This window comes from Agrobacterium sp. B1(2019), assembly GCF_008274755.1.
Lineage (GTDB): Bacteria > Pseudomonadota > Alphaproteobacteria > Rhizobiales > Rhizobiaceae > Agrobacterium > Agrobacterium salinitolerans.
Map to the genome: position 1 here is coordinate 85103 of NZ_VTPB01000004.1, position 17572 is coordinate 102674.

The window sequence follows — 17572 nt, forward strand, 5'->3', positions numbered from 1 at the left end:
TTTAGCCTGCCATGACCTCGCCGCCCGCAATCGCGATTGCCTGGCCGGTCACGGAACCCGCCGAAGGCGAGGCAAGCCACAGCGTGGCGTCCGCCACTTCCTGCGGCTGGATCAGCCGCCCTTGCGGGTTGGATTTGGTGAATTCCGCCAGCGCTTCCTCAAGGCTGCGCCCGGTCTTCTGCATGATGGTGTCAAGCGACTGCCGAATGATCGGTGTATCGGTAAAGCCGGGACATATCGCATTGACGGTTACACCCTTCTTCGCCAGCTCCAGTGCCAAGGCTCTCGTCAGGCCGACCACGCCATGCTTGGCGGCACAGTAGGCGGAAACGTAGGCATAACCCGTCAGCCCTGCAGTTGACGCGACGTTGATGATGCGCGCTCGCTCGCCATGGGCCTTAAGATCCGGCAGCACGGCTTGCGTCACATTGAAGACACCCGTCAGGTCGACCGAGAGAACATGGCTCCACATCTCGGAGGATGTCTTTTCAAAAGGCGCGCTTGGTGCTTCACCGGCATTGTTGACGAGAATGGAGACGCTGCCGAAGGTTCTGCGGGCTTTCTCCAAACCCTCAGCAATTGCGCCCGTATTCGTCACGTCAAAGCTATCCAGCACCAAAGCTCGTGTGCCAATTTCGGCTGCGACAGCAGTCAGGGGCTCGCGGCGGCGTCCGGCCAGCGTCACATTCGCTCCAGCCTTCGCCAGTGTGCGGGCGATAGCAGCACCGATGCCGCTTCCGGCTCCGGTCACGAGCGCGTGCCGTCCTTCAAGGGGAAGAGCGTTCAGCATGGCTCTTTCACTTCGCCGCAGCGGCGCGTTCGAGGTTCGCCCCGTACTGGAACTTGCCGGACATGTACTGCTTCGGCCACGGAACGTTCTTCAGACCGATCTTCGCTGCTTCGTGCAGAACCCAGGCGGGATCGGCCAGGTGAGGCCGCGCCACGGCACAGAGGTCAGCACGGCCTGCGGAGATGATCGAATTGGCGTGGTCTGCCTCGGAAATGGCGCCGACCGCTATGGTTGGAATGCCGATTTCGTTGCGGATCTTGTCGGAGAACGGCGTCTGGAACAGGCGTCCGTAGACCGGCTTTTCCTCCTTCCAGACCTGACCCGATGAGCAGTCGATCAGGTCTGCGCCTGCATCCTTGAACATCTTGGCGAAGATCGCGGCATCTTCCGGCGTGTTGCCGCCTTCCGTCCAGTCGTGGCAGGAAAGGCGAACCGAGATCGGCTTGTCTTCCGGCCATGCCTCGCGCACGGCGGCGAAGACTTCACGCGGATAGCGAGCACGGTTTTCGTAAGATCCGCCATACTCGTCTTCGCGCCGATTGGTCAGCGGCGACAGGAAGGACGAGATCAGATAACCGTGGGCTGCGTGGAATTCCAGCCAGTCGGCACCGGCTTCCGCCGCACGCCTCGTAGCTGCCACGAAATCGGCCTTCACCCGGTCCATATCGGCTCGATCCATCGCTTTGGGAACGACGCTGTGTTTCAGATAGGGGATCGCCGAAGCGGAGAGAAGCGGCCATCCGCCTTCCTCCAGCGGCTGATCGATACCATCCCAAGCCCGTTTGGTCGCGCCCTTGCGTCCGGCATGACCGAGCTGGATGCCGACCTTGGCGGCGCTATTGGTGTGGACGAAATCGACAAAGCGCTTCCAGCCCTTCGTCTGCTCGTCGTTCCACAGACCGAGGCAACCGGGGGTGATGCGCGCATCGGGAGAGACGCAGGTCATTTCAGCAAAGACCAGACCGGCACCGCCGAGCGCACGGGCCCCGAGATGCACCACGTGGAAATCACCGAGCAGACCGTCTGTCGCCGAATACATCGCCATGGGAGAGACAACAATGCGGTTTGGCAGCGTCGTGCCGCGCGACGTATAGGGCGTGAACATCGGCGGCAGGCAACGCTCGTTTTCCTTGACGTCGAGGCCGGATTGACGGGCGAACCAGTGTTCGTAACCCTCGAGCCATTCCTTGTCGCGCAGACGCAGATTCTCGTGGCTGATGCGCTGCGAGCGAGTTAGCATCGAGTACATGAACTGCTCCGGCGGCAGCGTGTCGGCATAGCGATCGCCAACAACTTCGAACCATTCCATCGCATTGCGGGCGGCGTTCTGGATGCGTGCCACGTCGACGCGACGGATGTCTTCATAGATTTTTAGAACGTCCGCGATGCTGTCTTTGCCGTGGCCAGCCTTGTTGAACTGGTTGGCAAGCTCAATCGCATCGTCGATGGCAAGCTTCGTGCCCGAGCCGATGGCGAAGTGAGCGGTGTGAGCGGCGTCGCCCATCAGCACCACATGGGAATCACCGTTGAAGTGGCTCCACTTGCCGCAGATCAGCCGGTTGAAGTTCAGCCAGGCTGAGCCGACCAAGTGTCGAGCATTGGTCATGAGCTCCGCACCCTCAAGCGTTTCAGCGAAGAGGCTCTGACAGAACTCGATTGATTCCTGCTGGCTCATCTGGCCGATACCGTGCGCCTCATAGGCCTTCTCGGTGGTTTCAACGATGAAGGTCGAGGTATTCTCGTCGAACTTGTAGATATGCGCCTGGAACCAGCCGTGATCGGTCTTGCGGAAGTCGAAGGTGAAGGCATCGAACAGCTTGTTGGTTCCAAGCCAGATGTAGCAGTTGGGACGCTTGATGAGGTCCGGCTCGAAAACGTCGGGATAACGGTTGCGGACGTTCGAGTTGAAGCCATCGGACGCGATGATCAGATCGGCATCGGGGAAATCCTGGTCGCCGCCGGCATCGGTTTTGAAAATGAGTTCCACGCCGAGCGCCTCGCATCGGCTCTGTAGAATATTGAGAAGCTTTTTGCGACCGATACCGACGAAGCCGTGACCGGTGGTACGCTGGCGCGTACCCTTGAAGAGCACTTCGATATCGTCCCAGTGGTTGAAGGCCTGCTGGATTTCGTCAGCGCTTTCCTTGTCCCACTTCTGCATCGACGTCATGGTTTGGTCGGAGAAGACGACGCCCCAGCCGAATGTGTCATAGGGGCGGTTGCGCTCGACGACGCGAATGTGATGCTCAGGGTGAAGTTTCTTCATCAGCAGGCTGAAATAGAGCCCTGCGGGGCCTCCACCGATACAAACGATACGCATGTACGTTCCCTTCTCCTCGTGGCGAGCACATTTATTTTAAACTTAAAATATAAGTCGGAATTGCGGTTGTCAACACGGGAAGAGGACGAGTTGGGCTTGCGTTTGGATGGGTCACCAACTGTCGTTGGCGATCAAACCTGACACAGCCTGGCCTCAGTTTTAACCTTTCAAAGATTGCCAACCTAAAAAGTAAAACTTGCGAACGCAAAGACGGCCATGACCCGCGCGGGGTAGAATACCGATAGGTGATGTCCTGCTTCCGCTGCGAGAATTCGGCCGACACGCACCGAACCGGTCAACGTGATCTTGCGGATCTCGGGCGCGGTCACAAGCGCCGAGGCAATCGGCGCGGGAGCGCCCCATAAAACACTGATCGCTTTCGGCGGCAGGCCTGCGTCGAGAAGTGCACGAGCAATCAACCACGCCGTTGCCGGGGTTTCTTCTGATGGTTTCACCACCACCGAGCATCCAGCCGCGAGCGCCGGGGGTACCTTCTGCGTCACCGTCCAGGCCGGAAAATTCCATGGCGCGAAGGCGGCGACCGGACCGACTGGACGTTTGTGGACCGACAGGGTCATCCATGGAGCACGCCCCGGGACGATACGCCCATAGGCGCGCCGGCCTTCGTCCGCATACCAGTCGAGAAGATCGGCAGAACCGCGCCATTCCGCCAGCGCCTGTGCCAGAGGCTTGCCTTGCTCCAAGGAGAGTATCGTTCCAGCAAGCTGTTCGTTTTCGCGCATCAATGCCGCCGCCCGGCGCATGATTTGAGCGCGTTCGATGGGCGGTACCGCAGACCATTCTGCAAAGCCTTGTGTAGAAAGTCGCGCCGCCTCCAGTGCCTCAACCTCTCCTGCCTGCGGCAGCACAGCCAGCACTTCTTCGGTCGCGGGGTCGAACAGACGCAGTACCTCTTGATCCTACAGTCCTTTCCTCGCCTCCAAGAATTAGTCTTGCCTCGGGATAGATTGCCATCTTACGTCTCCTCCCGTGCAGGCACGCGCTCGGGCATCCCAACGATGCCTCGCTGCTTCAGATCGTCTATAGCCTTCGGATTGAAACCGAGGCTCGCCAGAATTTCGCCGCTGGCTGCACCAAGCGGTTGCGGCATGCTGCGGATGGACGTCGGGCTGGCCGAAAGGCGAGCCGGAAACCGCGTCAGGCGTATCTCGTCTCCTGTTTCCGTCCCGAAATGCTCAACCACCCAGCGCGCTTCGACCTGCGGATCAGAAAAGACCTGATCCAGCCGGTTAATCGGTCCGCCCGGAATACCGGCAGCATTCATCCTTTCCAGTAGATCGGCGCTGCGATAGCCCACGATCTCCAGTGCCAGCGCTTCCTCAAGCGTAACGCGGTTCGCAACTCGTCCGGCGTTCGAGCTGTAATCTGGATGTTCGGCAAGGTCGCCGCGCCCAAGCAGGCGGCAGAAGGCGCGGAACTGACCGTCATTTCCAATGGCGACGATTAGGTGACCGTCCGCTGCTGCGAAGGTGCGATAAGGGACGACATTGGGATGTCCGTTGCCAAGAGGTTTCGGGATGCGTCCGCCTGTCGCCGCTGCCTGCAACGATCTCGGACTGTTCCAGGCCCCACGCTACCGTATCGACGACGAGCTTCGGCGCGGCACGCTGGTGGAGGTCCTCAAGGAGGTGCCTCCGCCGCGCTTGCCAGTCCACGCGCTCTATCTGCACACTCAGCAGCTGTCGCCACGCCTGCGCGTATTCCTGGACTGGCTGCGCAAGCAGTATCGCGAGGGCGGCTAGAGCCGCTCGGCCACATCTACGCAAAAATCGATGAAGGCGCGCACTTTGGCTGGGGGATGCTTGCGCGAGGGGTGATAGGCAAACAGCGGAAAGCTTTCACCGTGCCAGTCGGGGAACAGGTCAACGAGTTGACCGGACGCCAGTAGGTCGCCGACGCCCCAACCGATGATCTGACCGACGCCACTGCCGGCCACACATTCGGCCAGCATGGTCTTCGGGTCTGTGAAGGTGAGCGGTCCACTGGTCTCAACCCCGATCACCTGTCCGTCGCGCACAAATTCCCAGTCGAATGGCCTGCTGGTGTGCGGGTCCAGGAACTGCAGGCAACGATGGTTGACGAGATCGGAGGGGTGGCGTGGACGACCACGACGTTGGATGTAGGCAGGCGCAGCAACTGTAAGGATCGGCGCCTCGATGAGCTTGCGAGCGATCAGCGAGGAAAACCGAGGGCGGCCGAAGCGGATGGCTAGATCGACCCCTTCCGACACCAGATCCCCGATGTGCTGGGTGGAGACGAATTCGATCGAAAGTTCGGGATAGAGTTCGCAGAACGTCCCGAGCCTGCCCGCCAGGACCAGCGGCAGGAAGAATGGATCAATATCGACCCGCAGCCGGCCCCGCACCGCAGATGACGCCCCGCCCGCCATGACGGCGGCATCCTCAATGGCCTCAAAATGCGGTTTAACCGTCTCATAGAACTGACGGCCCTCATCGGTCAGCGACACGGAACGGGTGGTGCGGTCGAGGAGCCTGATGCCGAGCCGCGCCTCCAGCCGGCTCACCGCGCGCGAGACACCGGAATCGGTGATCCCGGTCAGTTCCGCCGCCTTGACGAAACTGCCACCCTCGACCACCGCCGCCAGCACGCTGATGCCGGAGAGCATCCGGCTGTCGAATGCCATGATGAAGATACTCCTGACTTTTAGTCAGCAATGATCTGACAATAGCGCACTTAATTCAAGTCCCGCGCTGGATCATATTCCCTTCAGCGGATCAACCGCCTGAAAGAGGAGTTTGAACATGAGCACAGAAAACAAACGCACGCTTTTCAAAGGCGCGACCGTCATCACCATGGATTCGGCTGTGCCGAACTTCGAACGCGGCGACGTGCTGGTCGAGGGGACGCGGATCGCCGATATCGCCTCTTCGCTCTCTGTTGAAGACGCTGAGGTCATCGATGCCTCAGGCAAGATCATCATGCCGGGTCTCGTCGATGCCCATCATCATATGTGGCTTGGCGCAATGCGCAGGATGATGCCGGACGTGGATGACCTGTTCGCCTACATCGACGTCGTCGCGGAGACGATGGGTAAACACTATCGTCCCGAGGATATGCACATCAGCACCAAGCTCACGGCGATTGCCTCTCTTGATGCCGGCATCACGACGATCATAGACGCCTGCCATTCCTCGCGCAGCCCCGAACACACAGACGCCGCTCTCGACGCACTCGATGACAGCGGCATCCGTGCGCTGCATATGGTGGGAACGGCAATGGACAAGCAAGCGTCGAGCGCCCATCTGCCTGACGATCTCGAACGGCTCGCCGCGCGTTGGAATCATAATGGAGGGCTGGTGCGCGTCGGCCTGTTCGGCCAGCTCCAGCGCGATTGGTGGCAGGTCGCTCGACGGCTCGACATGCGCATCCTTACCGAGTTCATCGGCGATCTCGCCAAACTCGGACCGGAAATCGACGGCCTGCTCGGAGCGGATAACATCTTCAATCATTGCACTCGGCTCCCCGAAGAAACCTGGAAAAGACTTGCCGACGCCGGCGTGAATGTCACCGTCAACCCGCGCTCCGACGCCCTGTTCGGATTCGATGACGACGGCTTTGCCTATCAGCAGGCGGTCGATCACGGTCTGACACCGGCGATCGGCATTGACCTCGACACCGCCTTCGGCAGTGACATGTTTGGCGAAATGCACGCGCTGTTCTCCGGCCAGCGCTTCGCAATGCGTAATCGTCGCTTCCGTGGTGAGGCGGATGTGCCGGCAGCAATTACGGCAAAAGCGGTATTGGAGGCTGCCACCATTAACGGCGCCCGCGCCGCCGGCCTCGATAGCCAAATCGGCACGTTGGCTCCCGGCAAGCAGGCGGACCTGATCATGCTCCGAACCGATGGCATCGCCGTGTTCCCGGTCACCAACGCGATCGGCACAGTCGTTCAAGCCGTCGAGCGCGCCGATGTCGATACCGTCATGGTCGCGGGTCAGGTGCGCAAGCTGGGTGGCAAGCTTCTCGGCGTCGATGTTGAAAAGCTGAAGGCCGATGTCACCGCCTCGCGCGATCAGCTCTTCGAAGCCGGCAATTACAGCCCGCCGTTCTTTTCTTGAAACGTCCGAGCGCTGTCCAATGGCGGCGCTCTCCCTCCGTCATCGTCAAAAAGGAGGCTGTCTTGTCAGCAGCCAGCACCATGCGAGAACCAGCGCAAGACACACTCTCAAGACCAGCGCCCGGCGTAATAGCCGCGCTGTTCATAGGCTACCTCAGTGTCGGAATGCCTCTCCCGGTTATTCCACTTTTCCTTCACGACCATCTCGGTTTCGACAGCCTTACGGTCGGCCTCGTCATCGGCGTCCAGTTTGTCGCTACCGTGCTAACCCGCGGCTATGCTGGTCGGATAACCGATGAACAAGGCGGCAAGCGCTCAGCGCTGATCGGCGGCGCCGTGTTGGCGATTGCCGGCCTGCTGTATCTGATTGCCGCTTTGCCCGGCTTTTCGCCGGTTGTCAGCATCGCCATCGTCGTCGCTGGCCGGCTTGCAGCGGGTTTCGGCGAAAGCCAGTTCGTCACCGGCTGCGTGTCGTGGTCGATCGCCTCGGTTGGGCCTGAACGCTCCGGCATGTCGATGTCCTGGACCGGGATAGCCATGTTCGCAGCCCTTGCAATCGGCGCTCCGGTCGGCATGGCGCTATATCAGGTCACTGGCCTCGAAGCGGCGATGATAGCTTGCGTCGCCGCCCCCCTTGTCGCCGCAGCAATCGCCTTTCGCGAGCGCGCCTGGTTTTCGCTCGGCGGCGTGCGTGAGCCCTTCTATCGTGTCATTGGCCAGATCTGGCGCGAAGGCCTGGGCCTGATGCTGCAGGGCGTCGGTCTTGCCGGATTGACGGCATTTGCCTCGCTCTATTTTGCAGCGGAGGGTTGGGCCAATGCCGGCTGGGTAATGACCGCCTTCGGCGTCGGCTTCATCTTCGTCCGCCTTACCTTTGGCAGTCTGCCCGACAGGATCGGCGGCTACCGCGTCGCGATCTGGTCGCTTGCCGTCGAGGCCGCCGGCCAGGCCATGCTTTGGCTCGCGCCGAACCCCTATGTCGCATTCTTCGGTGCCTTCGTCACTGGTCTTGGCTGCGCGCTAGTGTTTCCAGGCTTTGGCGTCGAGGCCCTGAAGCGGGTTTCGCCTGCCAACCGTGGCAGCGCCATGGGCGCATTCGTCGCCTTTCTTGATATCGCTTACGGCATCTCCGGCCCGCTCGCAGGCCTCGTCGCCGCTCATTTCGGCTACGCCAGCGTCTACCTGCTCGGCGCTATAGCCGCCGTCATCGGTATCCTCGTCGCGCGCTCCAGCCGCCCCGCATGAAATCGATGGCCGGCGGTGAGCCGCCGGCTCCAGTATCTCAAAAGGAGAAAATCATGTCCCGCATCCTCATCACCGGCTCCTCCGAGGGCCTTGGCCTGATGGCCGGGCAGCTTCTCGCAGAAGAAGGCCACACCGTCACATTACACGCCCGCAACGCTGAACGTGCCAAGACGGCACTCAAGGGGCTTCCAGGCGCCGAGGCGGTCATCGAGGGCGATGTCTCGACCATCGCTGGTGCACGAAGCGTCGCCGAACAGGCCAATGCACTTGGTACCTTCGATGCCGTGATCCACAATGTAGGAGTTGGCTATCGCGAGCCGCGGCGCATCGAGACCGAAGACGGCTTACCGCATGTGTTCGCGATCAATGTCATCGCCCCCTACATCTTGACCGCTTTAATCAAGCGCCCGAAACGCCTCGTCTATCTAAGTTCCGGCCTGCATCACCATGTCGAGCCCCATCTCGACGACGTGCTCTGGAGAAAGCGCCGTTGGGGCGGCATGGAGGCCTATTCGGAAAGCAAGCTCCACGACGTCCTTCTCGCCTTTGCCGTTGCCCGCAAATATCCCGACTTGCTGTCAAATGCCCTCGAACCAGGCTGGGTCGCGACCCGCATGGGCGGCGCAGGCGCCCCGGACGATCTCAACCAGGCCCATCGCACCCAAGCTTGGCTTGCGACAAGCGATGACCGCGCTGCGAAGGTGAGCGGCCAGTATTTCTATCATATGGCACCGCTTAGCCCCAATCCGCTCGCAAATGATGTCGTGCTACAGGAAGAACTTCTCGAGATCTGCCTAAAGCTCGCAGGAGTTCAGCTACCGAGTTGAAAACGACAAGAGGTTGGAGGGTAGTCGAAGTGTAACATGCGATTGCTGCCGACTGCCGCAAGCATTGCTCGAACGACGGCACTCCCCTCCAATCAAATCTGCATTGGTAAATGTTGGCACAATTGTTAGACGAGCGGGTCTCAGGTTCATATCCCTTCACGAGCAAAACGACTTTGAGACAGCGGGGTAGAACGCCCTGTTCCCGTAGCGCCTTTGGTCCTCGAAACTGCCGGGTGACGGGTCGGATCACTCAGGCTCGGAGAATGTTGCTATCTCCGATGCCGTGAGTTTACGACCTCCCTCAAGCAGATGACCCTGCAGGATTGCAATTGCAGCATCGATATTCCGATCTCTGCAAGCTTTTAGCAGAGCACGGTGCTCATCCTGAGATTGCTGCTCATAGTCCAGGCTTGAAAGTAACACCCTCACATAGCGGTCGGCCGCATCATGGTGAGTAGCAATGAGGCCGATAAGCCGCTCATTTTTGCAGGCACCGTAAAGTGTCATGTGGAACTGCTTATTCAGCCTCCCCCAACGCCCCACATCCGTCTCAGCGTCGATCTGTGCGAGAAGCGTTGCAGCCCTGTCGAGATCGGCCGTCGTTAACCCAGCATATGACAGGCGTAGGGCCTCCGTCTCCAGTAGTGAGCGAATAGTATAAATCTCCGCAATCTCCTTGGCATCAAATCTTGCCACAAACGCGCCCTTCGTCGGATGGATGGTTACGAGGCCCTCGCTTTCCAGAAGCCTCAACGCATCACGCACAGGCATGCGGCTGAAACCAAATCGTGCGGCCAGTTCGTCTTGCCGCAGCGCGACGCCACCGCGAAGCTCACCACCGGAAATAGCTTCGCGCAAAACCCTTGCGATACGATCCGCCACGGTCTCCGGCCGGATAGCTTCAATATTTACTGCCACGACATCGTCCATGCCCGACCTTTTCTTAAACAGCAATCATCTTGATTACGTCAGCGAATCTCGTATACGAGTATACACGTGCAGGAGATTGTTGCCATGCCATCATCATCGGGCGTCGTTCCTTATTTCAGTCAGTGGGAAACGCCGGAAATGACATCGGCTGTGCTTGCCGAGGGATCTGGGGCGCTGCTACGTGATCCGCTGTGGCGGCAGTCTGGCGCCGAGACGATCGAAGAATACGCGCGCTGGGCGGTCAATGTCTGCGGCATGGCCTGCCTAAAGATGATCCTGGCGGCGCGCGGTGACCTGCATCCAACGCTGGCTCTCGCCCGCGGCTGCGCCGCCTATGGTGGCTACGTCGTCAACGAATTAGATGCCTCGATCAAGGGGCTGATCTATGCGCCTTTCGTGATCTACGTGCGCGAACGCTTCGGACTCACGGCAGAAGTAATAACGGGAGTCGCGACGGAGAACATCCCCGGCATGCTCGCGGAACGACGATTCTTTATTGCCTCCGTCAATAGCAACATTCGCTGCCCGGAACGCATGCCGCCTTCAAAAGGCGGGCATCTCGTTCTGGTGACGGCAGCCTCCGGTGAGACGGTCCGTTTCCATAATCCATCCGGCCATGATGCCGCGAGCCGGGCGGATGTCGCGCTGCCACTTGTCGTATTCGACCGCTTCTTCGCCAATCGCGGCATCGCGATCGGCTTCTGACATCCATTTCGACACCAGATCAGTTTGGAGATTTTCATGACATCTTCCCGGGGCAGGCTACGCATCGCCGTTCTCTTCGGCGGCCGCTCGGCCGAACACGACGTCTCCGTCATGTCGGCGACGAATGTCGTAGGGGCACTGGAGCCCTCGAAATACGAGGCAGTGCCGATCTTCGTGACGCGGGAAGGCGAGTGGCTGCTCAGCCATTTCGAAAATGGCGTGCTCGCCAGGCCGGCAAACGGCGCCGAAATCGCACTGGTGCCCGGTGGGTTCGGACGGATGATCGCCATAGATAGAGGTAAGATGAGCGATGCCGGGAAGATCGATATCCTCTTCCCAGTGCTGCACGGCGTTTTCGGTGAGGATGGATCCGTGCAGGGACTGGCGGAGGTAGCTCGCGTCCCACTGGTCGGCTGCGGCATCCTGGGTTCGGCGATCGCGCTCGACAAGGATACTGCCAAGCAGTTGCTGCGGGCGGCGGGGCTGCCAGTGGCGCGGGCAGTGATTGTGCATGCGGATCGGGCGCCGTCCTTCGACGAGCTTGAAAGCGAGTTGGGATTGCCCTTGTTTATTAAGCCGGCGCGGCAGGGCTCGTCAGTCGGCGTGCGAAAGGTTTCCGGCAGCCAAGAATTTCCGCCAGCGCTGGCGGAGGGCTTCAAGCATGATCGCAAGCTGCTTGCCGAAGAGTTCATCCGCGGCCGCGAGATTGAGTGCAGCGTGCTTGAGGACACCAACGGCGGCCTTTTCGTCTCCCGCCCGGGTGAGATCGTCCCGGCCGAAAGTCATGGCTTCTACAGCTACGATGCGAAATATATCGATGAGGATGGGGCGGCGCTCAAAGTTCCGGCCGAGCTTCCGGCCGAGGTCGAAGCCAAGATCCGCGAAACGGCAGCACTGGCCTTTCGGGCGCTCGGCTGCGACGGCATGGCGCGCGTCGATTTCTTCCTTACCGAGGACATGAGTTTCTTGATCAACGAAGTGAACACCATTCCCGGATTCACTGATATCAGCATGTATGCGAAGGCGATGGCGGCAAGCGGCGTCAGCTATCCCGAGGTAATCGACAGGCTCGTCGAGTATGGTCTGGCACGTGCGGGACTCTGAGCCGCAAAATGCCTCTTGCAGGTGTGGTAGACATGCGCCGGGAAGAAAACGCCACAGCTTCGTCTGCTCTTGTCACAAGAACTGGAATAAGCCGGTTTGGTCGCCCGTTGCATGCCTGCGTCTGCCGTGTTTCTTAAATTTTCTGGCGAACTTAGCTATACCGCCGTTAGCTTGATTACCCTTTCGGTGCGCATTCTTCCGATTAGTCAGCAAAGTAAGTCAGGGCGGCGTTTGCGAGTGTGAATGAATTGTGTTGCAAATATCTAGCCAATCCCAGGCGCGGGGTCGAAAGTTCGACTTCTTTCAAGGCGAAGGCGACGACCATTGTCAGTCGCCTAAGCTCTCGACCAGATCAAGTAACCAACTTGCAGGCCCATGGACTGCGGGAGCAACTCTCTCATAGAATAAAATTGCTGCGACAAATCAACCAACAGGTTTCACAAAAGCATGGTTGTATGTTCGCGATCAAAGACATGTCTCGTCCCGACGCGTTGCGATGTGTGAGGCTGGCAAGCCCGAGAGGCAACCTCACCAGCGTGGCACAAGTCTCTCGTATAGCGGATCAAAAAGCTTCATGTATGCCGTGTCGTCGCGTTCCTTCGAACTGCTTTTCTCATAAAGTGCAGCAAGAGACGCGAGTTTTTCTCTGTCCAGCGATACACCAAGCCCGGGGGTTGCCGGCAACTCAAGTTTCCCGTTGCGGAAAGTGAAGGGCGTCCCCTCGGTTACGTCAGTAGCGGTCCATGGGTAGTGCGTATCGCACTCGAAGGTAAGGTTTGGTGTCGCGGCAGCGGCGTGGACCATCGCGGCGAGGGTGATCCCCAGATGTGAGTTCGAATGCATGGAAAGGCCCAGGTCCAGCACTTCGCAGATTTTTGCAAGATGAGACGAGGCCCGAAGTCCACCCCAGTAATGATGGTCAGAAAGAACAATATTCACTGCCTTTTTCTTGAAGGCAGTGGCAATGTGATCGAACTCGAGCACGATCATGTTTGTTGCGAGGGGGATTGAGGTTGCGGCGGCTACCTGCGCCATCTGGTCCATGCCCAGGACAGGATCCTCCAGATATTCCAGAACGTTTTCGAGCTTGCGCGCCACATAGATTGCAGTCTCGACCGTCCAGGCGCCGTTTGGGTCAATGCGCAAAGGATGGCGCGGGAAAGCTTCCCGAAGTTTCAGCACTGTTTCTATTTCAAGGTCGGGGTGGAGCACGCCTCCTTTTATTTTCAGCGACTGGAAACCGTATTTTGCAACCATCCTGCGCGCTTCGCCAACCATCTGGTCAGGTGTCAGGATTTCCCCCCATTCGTCCGGATCTTCGCCGATATGCGAGGCGAACTTGAAAAACAGATAGGCACTGAAAGAAACACTCGTGCGGACAGCACCACCGAGGAGATCGCACACCGGGCGGCCAAGGATCTTGCCTTGAATGTCGAGGCAGGGAACTTCAAAGGCCGAAGCAACCACGTCCGTGAGCTTGTGATCAGCGACAGCCGACTTGGCATTGATGCCACCAGCACCGGGCAAGGCGGCAAAAACACGTGATTTCAATTCATGCAGATGAAACGGATCCAGTCCGATGAGTGCGGGAGCGGCGCGCCGCAGACCTTCCAGTGCTTTGATACTTCCATAACTTTCCCCGAGGCCGACCGTGCCGTCATCGCATGTGACCTCGATGACCGTGCGCAGTGCATGGGGCTGGTGGACACCTTTGCAGTTCAAAAGGGGTTTGTCGGGGATGGCGACGGGTGTGAGTTGAATTTCGGCTATGCGCATTAAAAGACTCCTTGTCGCCACCAGCTGCGCGCGGCCTTGAGTGCATCTGCGAGCGGTGGCAGCTGGGGGTGCCAGTGGCGTTCCCATTCCAGACTGAGAGGGATTTGCCGTTCGTTCGGCTGAAGAATGGAAAGCAACGCCGCGATGGGAAATTCGCCTTGCCCTGGTAAAACGTATCGGCGTTCTCCGTCGCCATCCGCGATACTGTCCTTGACGTGCAGATGGACGACGTTTCTTTTGATCCGACGCCAAATAGTGTCGAGATCGGCACCTTTTGCCCAGGTGTGGTGGGTGTCCCACAATATCCGGGCGGCCGGCACTCGCTCGATGAAGGCGAGAAGCTTTTCGAGATCCGAAAGCGCATCATGGGTTTCGATCATCAGGTCGACGTTCAGTCCACGTATCTGTCTAAGGGCTTGCCAATTATCCAGCAGTGTCGCCGAACGGTCCAAATCTTCCGCCCCAATTTTCTTGCCGCCGTCGAATATCCGCAGATTGGCGACGTTGGCAGCCTCTGCCCAGTCGATGAAGGGCTCGATCTCGGAGAGACTATCGCTCCCGAACAACCGCATGGATGTGTTGAGAGCGGCAACCCTGAGGTTGCGCTCCCTCAGGAAGGTGGCAAATCGGGCAGGTGTGCCAAATTCGGCAGTGAGTGCAGCTATAAGGTCGATGGTGCCGGATAGTGCGCGCAATTCCACGCAGGTTATGCCGTGGCGCTCTGCCAGATCGGCTGTCTCATGCAGACTGAGTTCGGAGCAACCGAGCGTCGAAAAACAATAATTGAAAGCTCTCATGCCATGCGCTCCATATCCCGCTTATGGACCGGGTGAAGCGGCGCAAGTCCCGCAACGAAACGTTCAATCTCGGTGATGGCCAAGTCGGAAAGCGCCCGCAATTCATTGCCCAACGCCCCGGCAATATGCGGGGTGAGCACGACGTTGGGCAAATCGTAAAATGGGCTATCCGGCGGCAGGGGTTCCGGCTCCGGAGTATCGATCAGAATACGCAAACGCCCTGAAACTGCTTCGGCGAGCAAGGCATCGTGATCAACCAGCCAGCCGCGTGCCGTATTGATAAAGATCGCATGATCGGCCATCAGCGCCAGTTCACGGGCACCAATCATGTGGCGGGTTTCGGGCAGGATTGGCGCGTGCAGCGAGACAACATCGGACCAGACGAGAAGCTCGTCGAGCTCCATTTTCGTAGCAGCAAATGCGGCCGCGTCTTCCGCTGAAATAAAAGGGTCGTAGACGGCGATCTGGAATTTTCCGCGCGCCAGCAACTCCATGACCAGCCGACCAATCCGTGATGCACCGACAATGCCGACTTTGCGCGAATAATTGCCAAGATATGGCAGACTCATGCCACGCCTGCTGCCAAAGCCGCCCGTGCCGCGTTCTGCCCGATGTTCGTCTCGAAGACGAAACACATCCTTGCCGCACATGATGATTGCAGCGTATGTAAACTCGGCAACCGGCACGGCCATGGCGGATGCCGCCGTGGTGACGAGGATATCGGATGTTTCCCAGAATTCAGCAGGCGCAAGGGTGCGAACCGATGATGCGGCATAGGCAACCATCCTGAGCTTTGGCGCACGGGCAAGACGCTCGCGCGTCAGGGAAGGCGTGCCCCAGGCGGAGAGCAGAATATCGGCATCGGCCAGAGCTTCTGCACCCGCGGCCGTATCGAAATCCGTATAGGGGAAACCCGGGATGACGTCGGCAATGGAATTCAGCCGTGCCCATTCGCGCGAACCAAAGAAACCTGCGGGAAGTTCGTTACGCATGGCAATCAACAGCCGTGGTTTGCCCTGAGATTGTCTCATGGGCGTACCGGACTTGAAACAGGGCGAACCTCGATGCGGGTGACATCAATTTCGATCGGACGAGAACCGGGCTGCAGGATCACATCGAAAAAAAGTTCGGGAGGGGCTCCCCCTGGCCTGAGTTTCAGGGGGGGAGTTCTAAGCGCCCCGCACCATTGGGTCGCTGGGAAAGGAAAAAATATGCCGTCATCCGAAAGGAAAGGGGCAAGCGAGACTGCCTCCTGTCCATCGGCTGCGATATCTTTAAGACGGAGCGAGATTCCGAACACCTCGTCATGCGCTGGTACCTCGACATCGCATATGGCCTCAACCCATACGCCTGTGCCCGGGTGGACAAGCCTTCCGCCGAGACGGTGGCTCTGCTCACCAGTTCTCGTGACTGTCAGGGCTGAAAAATCCGATGCCAGATTGCCTGCTGGATTGTCCACCGGATCAAAACGATCGTCTTTCGCCCAGATACGGGCCGGCGCGCGTGGCGCGATCGTCTCAAGATAGGTGGCGAGCAATTTCCCTACAGCAAAGGCGCCTGTCACCGCAAAATGGGTGCCGTCGTTGGAATAGCCGGGGTAGGGCTCGCCGAATTCACTTTCGGGATCGACCCAGGCCGAGTTCCAGTCGAAGACATGGCAATTGGCGTTGTTGGCCGCAAATTCGATACTCTGCCGGTTGATCCAGTGGGCCTTTGCCCGCTCTGCACCGCCCGCGGGCCATTTTCCGATGCTTCGCGCCAGAATGGGAAGCAAAATGACGGTCTTGCCGGCGGCGAGCAGGACTGAGGCGATCCTTGCCCGCGTATCTGCAATCGTTTGACGCGTTTCCACCATCATGTCGTTGGTGCCGGCATCGACAATGATCAGATCGAAATCCGATTGCAGCAACCGCGGCAGCCGGCGCTCGATCTCGACCGCCTTTTGGCCGGAAACTCCGAAATTAAGGCCGGAAAAGAACCGGCTGACGCCCGGCCGGTTGCTCGGCTCCCAGCCGGGCGGCGCGGAAGGGTCGCGATGGACCGGGCAGCAAAGCCTGCCGTGCGACAGAACCTCGGCCCAGCTCATCCAGCCGCGTGCCGATGTGGCAAGCGAGCGGGCGTCACCAATATGGTTCTGCTGGACGAGCGAGGTGCCGAGAATGGCAATTCGGCCAGCCCGGGGGAGCGTTATCGACATGAGGCGATCCGGATCATCAGGAGAACAGGACGCCGCCATTGATGTCGTAGCAGGCGCCGGTGACATAGGCGGCATCGTCAGATGCGAGGAAGGCAACCAGACCGGCGACGTCTTCGCTCGAGCCTTCCCGCTTCATCGATGTGGCGCCTGCCACCCTTTCACGCACTTCGGGTTTGGTGAAGGTGTCGTGGAAGGTGGTCGAGATCATGCCGGGGCAAACGGCGTTGACGCGGATATCAGGCCCGACCTCCTTGGCAAGTCCGCGGGTAAAGGTCATCACGGCACCTTTGGAGGTGGCATAGGCGAGGGCTCCTGGACCGCCGCCGTCCCGGCCGGCCTGCGACGAGAAGGTGACGATTGCTCCGCCCTTTGCCATTTTGGGCAATGCGGCCTTCGTCGTCAGGAACAGCGATGTCAGATTGACGTCGAGAACCTGATGCCAGAAGGCTTCATCCATCTCTGTAATTGTCTTGCGGGCGATCAGGCCGCCAGCAACATGGACGAGGCCGTGGATTTCCCCAAACTTGTCCGCAGCCGCAGATATGGTAGCCTCGACTTCGGTGGCGTTTGTGAGATCCGCCTTTATCGCCAGAGCAGAGCGGCCAAGTTTTTCGATTTCGGCAGCCGCTGTGGCCGCACCCTCTGCCGCACCGTTATAGGTAAGAACGACATTAGCGCCTTCCTGTGCGAAACGGATGGCGCATGCCCGGCCGATATCCCGACCGGCCCCGGCGACAACGATGGTTCTGTTGGTAAAACGCTGCATTGGAAAACCTCGTAGT

At 59.3% G+C, this 17572-nt stretch carries 16 protein-coding genes and 1 pseudogene; 6 read left to right on the forward strand and 11 right to left on the reverse strand.

Features of this window, described 5'->3' with window-relative positions:
* Nucleotide 1: 1 nt before the first annotated feature.
* From AGR1_RS24535 to AGR1_RS24550, 4 genes and pseudogenes are all read right to left on the reverse strand, one after another.
* Entirely contained in the window at nucleotides 2–790 is a 789-nt protein-coding gene (locus tag AGR1_RS24535; protein ID WP_149148611.1) for an SDR family NAD(P)-dependent oxidoreductase, read from the reverse strand.
* Nucleotides 791–797: 7 nt separating this feature from the next.
* Nucleotides 798–3110: a bifunctional salicylyl-CoA 5-hydroxylase/oxidoreductase gene (locus AGR1_RS24540; protein ID WP_149148612.1), complete on the reverse strand. Its 2313-nt coding sequence runs from the start codon at nucleotides 3108–3110 to the stop codon at nucleotides 798–800.
* Between the two features lie 242 nt (nucleotides 3111–3352).
* Nucleotides 3353–4079: pseudogene (locus tag AGR1_RS24545) on the reverse strand (aldehyde dehydrogenase family protein); the annotation flags it as partial.
* Between the two features lie 7 nt (nucleotides 4080–4086).
* Nucleotides 4087–4677 (reverse strand): CoA transferase, encoded by a 591-nt coding sequence (locus AGR1_RS24550; protein ID WP_149148613.1) that lies wholly within the window; start codon nucleotides 4675–4677, stop codon nucleotides 4087–4089.
* Between AGR1_RS24550 and AGR1_RS24555 the strand changes: the two genes are divergently transcribed.
* On the forward strand, nucleotides 4649–4873 hold the full coding sequence (locus AGR1_RS24555; protein ID WP_149148614.1) for a LysR substrate-binding domain-containing protein: 225 nt from the start codon (nucleotides 4649–4651) through the stop codon (nucleotides 4871–4873). The two genes, AGR1_RS24550 and AGR1_RS24555, sit on opposite strands and share 29 nt — an antisense overlap.
* Here the strand turns inward: AGR1_RS24555 and AGR1_RS24560 are convergent.
* On the reverse strand, nucleotides 4870–5775 hold the full coding sequence (locus AGR1_RS24560; protein ID WP_149148615.1) for a LysR family transcriptional regulator: 906 nt from the start codon (nucleotides 5773–5775) through the stop codon (nucleotides 4870–4872). The two genes, AGR1_RS24555 and AGR1_RS24560, sit on opposite strands and share 4 nt — an antisense overlap.
* Nucleotides 5776–5893: 118 nt before the next feature.
* Between AGR1_RS24560 and AGR1_RS24565 the strand changes: the two genes are divergently transcribed.
* From AGR1_RS24565 to AGR1_RS24575, 3 genes are all read left to right on the forward strand, one after another.
* Nucleotides 5894–7210, forward strand: coding sequence for an amidohydrolase family protein (locus AGR1_RS24565; protein ID WP_149148616.1), 1317 nt, complete (start codon nucleotides 5894–5896; stop codon nucleotides 7208–7210).
* Nucleotides 7211–7272: 62 nt separating this feature from the next.
* Nucleotides 7273–8454: an arabinose transporter gene (locus AGR1_RS24570; protein ID WP_210248752.1), complete on the forward strand. Its 1182-nt coding sequence runs from the start codon at nucleotides 7273–7275 to the stop codon at nucleotides 8452–8454.
* 53 nt (nucleotides 8455–8507) lie between these two features.
* On the forward strand, nucleotides 8508–9281 hold the full coding sequence (locus AGR1_RS24575; RefSeq protein ID WP_149148617.1) for an SDR family NAD(P)-dependent oxidoreductase: 774 nt from the start codon (nucleotides 8508–8510) through the stop codon (nucleotides 9279–9281).
* Between the two features lie 246 nt (nucleotides 9282–9527).
* Here AGR1_RS24575 and AGR1_RS24580 read toward each other — a convergent pair whose 3' ends face one another.
* Nucleotides 9528–10211, reverse strand: a complete 684-nt coding sequence (locus tag AGR1_RS24580; protein WP_149148618.1) for a GntR family transcriptional regulator — start codon at nucleotides 10209–10211, stop codon at nucleotides 9528–9530.
* Nucleotides 10212–10295: 84 nt separating this feature from the next.
* On the opposite strand from AGR1_RS24580, the gene AGR1_RS24585 reads away from it, so the two are divergent.
* Both AGR1_RS24585 and AGR1_RS24590 read left to right on the forward strand, forming a co-directional pair.
* Nucleotides 10296–10916, forward strand: a complete 621-nt coding sequence (locus tag AGR1_RS24585; RefSeq protein WP_149148619.1) for a C39 family peptidase — start codon at nucleotides 10296–10298, stop codon at nucleotides 10914–10916.
* 36 nt (nucleotides 10917–10952) lie between these two features.
* Nucleotides 10953–12020 (forward strand): D-alanine--D-alanine ligase family protein, encoded by a 1068-nt coding sequence (locus AGR1_RS24590; protein WP_149148620.1) that lies wholly within the window; start codon nucleotides 10953–10955, stop codon nucleotides 12018–12020.
* Nucleotides 12021–12548: 528 nt separating this feature from the next.
* Here the strand turns inward: AGR1_RS24590 and AGR1_RS24595 are convergent.
* Genes AGR1_RS24595 through AGR1_RS24615 form a run of 5 tightly spaced genes read right to left on the reverse strand, consistent with a single transcriptional unit; the run spans nucleotide 12549 to nucleotide 17556 of the window.
* A complete protein-coding gene (locus AGR1_RS24595; RefSeq protein WP_149148621.1) occupies nucleotides 12549–13796 on the reverse strand; it encodes a glucarate dehydratase family protein in 1248 nt (415 codons plus the stop codon).
* Nucleotides 13796–14593 carry a TIM barrel protein gene (locus tag AGR1_RS24600; RefSeq protein WP_149148622.1) on the reverse strand — a complete coding sequence of 266 codons (798 nt, stop codon included), beginning with the start codon at nucleotides 14591–14593 and terminating at the stop codon, nucleotides 13796–13798. The genes AGR1_RS24595 and AGR1_RS24600 overlap by 1 nt, the downstream gene beginning before the upstream one ends.
* Nucleotides 14590–15624, reverse strand: a complete 1035-nt coding sequence (locus tag AGR1_RS24605; protein ID WP_187772280.1) for a hydroxyacid dehydrogenase — start codon at nucleotides 15622–15624, stop codon at nucleotides 14590–14592. Before AGR1_RS24605 ends, AGR1_RS24600 begins: the two co-directional genes overlap by 4 nt.
* Nucleotides 15621–16790: an SGNH/GDSL hydrolase family protein gene (locus AGR1_RS24610; protein WP_149148623.1), complete on the reverse strand. Its 1170-nt coding sequence runs from the start codon at nucleotides 16788–16790 to the stop codon at nucleotides 15621–15623. The genes AGR1_RS24605 and AGR1_RS24610 overlap by 4 nt, the downstream gene beginning before the upstream one ends.
* Before the next feature lie 16 nt (nucleotides 16791–16806).
* Entirely contained in the window at nucleotides 16807–17556 is a 750-nt protein-coding gene (locus tag AGR1_RS24615; RefSeq protein WP_149148624.1) for an SDR family NAD(P)-dependent oxidoreductase, read from the reverse strand.
* Nucleotides 17557–17572: the final 16 nt, after the last annotated feature.

Coding starts and splice junctions, on each gene's coding strand:
- AGR1_RS24585 (WP_149148619.1), top strand. CDS start 10,296: ATGCCATCATCATCGGGCGTCGTTCCTTATTTCAGTCAGTGGGAAACG.
- AGR1_RS24565 (WP_149148616.1), top strand. CDS start 5,894: ATGAGCACAGAAAACAAACGCACGCTTTTCAAAGGCGCGACCGTCATC.
- AGR1_RS24600 (WP_149148622.1), bottom strand. CDS start 14,593: ATGAGAGCTTTCAATTATTGTTTTTCGACGCTCGGTTGCTCCGAACTC.
- AGR1_RS24595 (WP_149148621.1), bottom strand. CDS start 13,796: ATGCGCATAGCCGAAATTCAACTCACACCCGTCGCCATCCCCGACAAA.
- AGR1_RS24590 (WP_149148620.1), top strand. CDS start 10,953: ATGACATCTTCCCGGGGCAGGCTACGCATCGCCGTTCTCTTCGGCGGC.
- AGR1_RS24540 (WP_149148612.1), bottom strand. CDS start 3,110: ATGCGTATCGTTTGTATCGGTGGAGGCCCCGCAGGGCTCTATTTCAGC.
- AGR1_RS24575 (WP_149148617.1), top strand. CDS start 8,508: ATGTCCCGCATCCTCATCACCGGCTCCTCCGAGGGCCTTGGCCTGATG.
- AGR1_RS24610 (WP_149148623.1), bottom strand. CDS start 16,790: ATGTCGATAACGCTCCCCCGGGCTGGCCGAATTGCCATTCTCGGCACC.
- AGR1_RS24605 (WP_187772280.1), bottom strand. CDS start 15,624: ATGAGACAATCTCAGGGCAAACCACGGCTGTTGATTGCCATGCGTAAC.
- AGR1_RS24555 (WP_149148614.1), top strand. CDS start 4,649: ATGCGTCCGCCTGTCGCCGCTGCCTGCAACGATCTCGGACTGTTCCAG.
- AGR1_RS24615 (WP_149148624.1), bottom strand. CDS start 17,556: ATGCAGCGTTTTACCAACAGAACCATCGTTGTCGCCGGGGCCGGTCGG.
- AGR1_RS24535 (WP_149148611.1), bottom strand. CDS start 790: ATGCTGAACGCTCTTCCCCTTGAAGGACGGCACGCGCTCGTGACCGGA.
- AGR1_RS24560 (WP_149148615.1), bottom strand. CDS start 5,775: ATGGCATTCGACAGCCGGATGCTCTCCGGCATCAGCGTGCTGGCGGCG.
- AGR1_RS24580 (WP_149148618.1), bottom strand. CDS start 10,211: ATGGACGATGTCGTGGCAGTAAATATTGAAGCTATCCGGCCGGAGACC.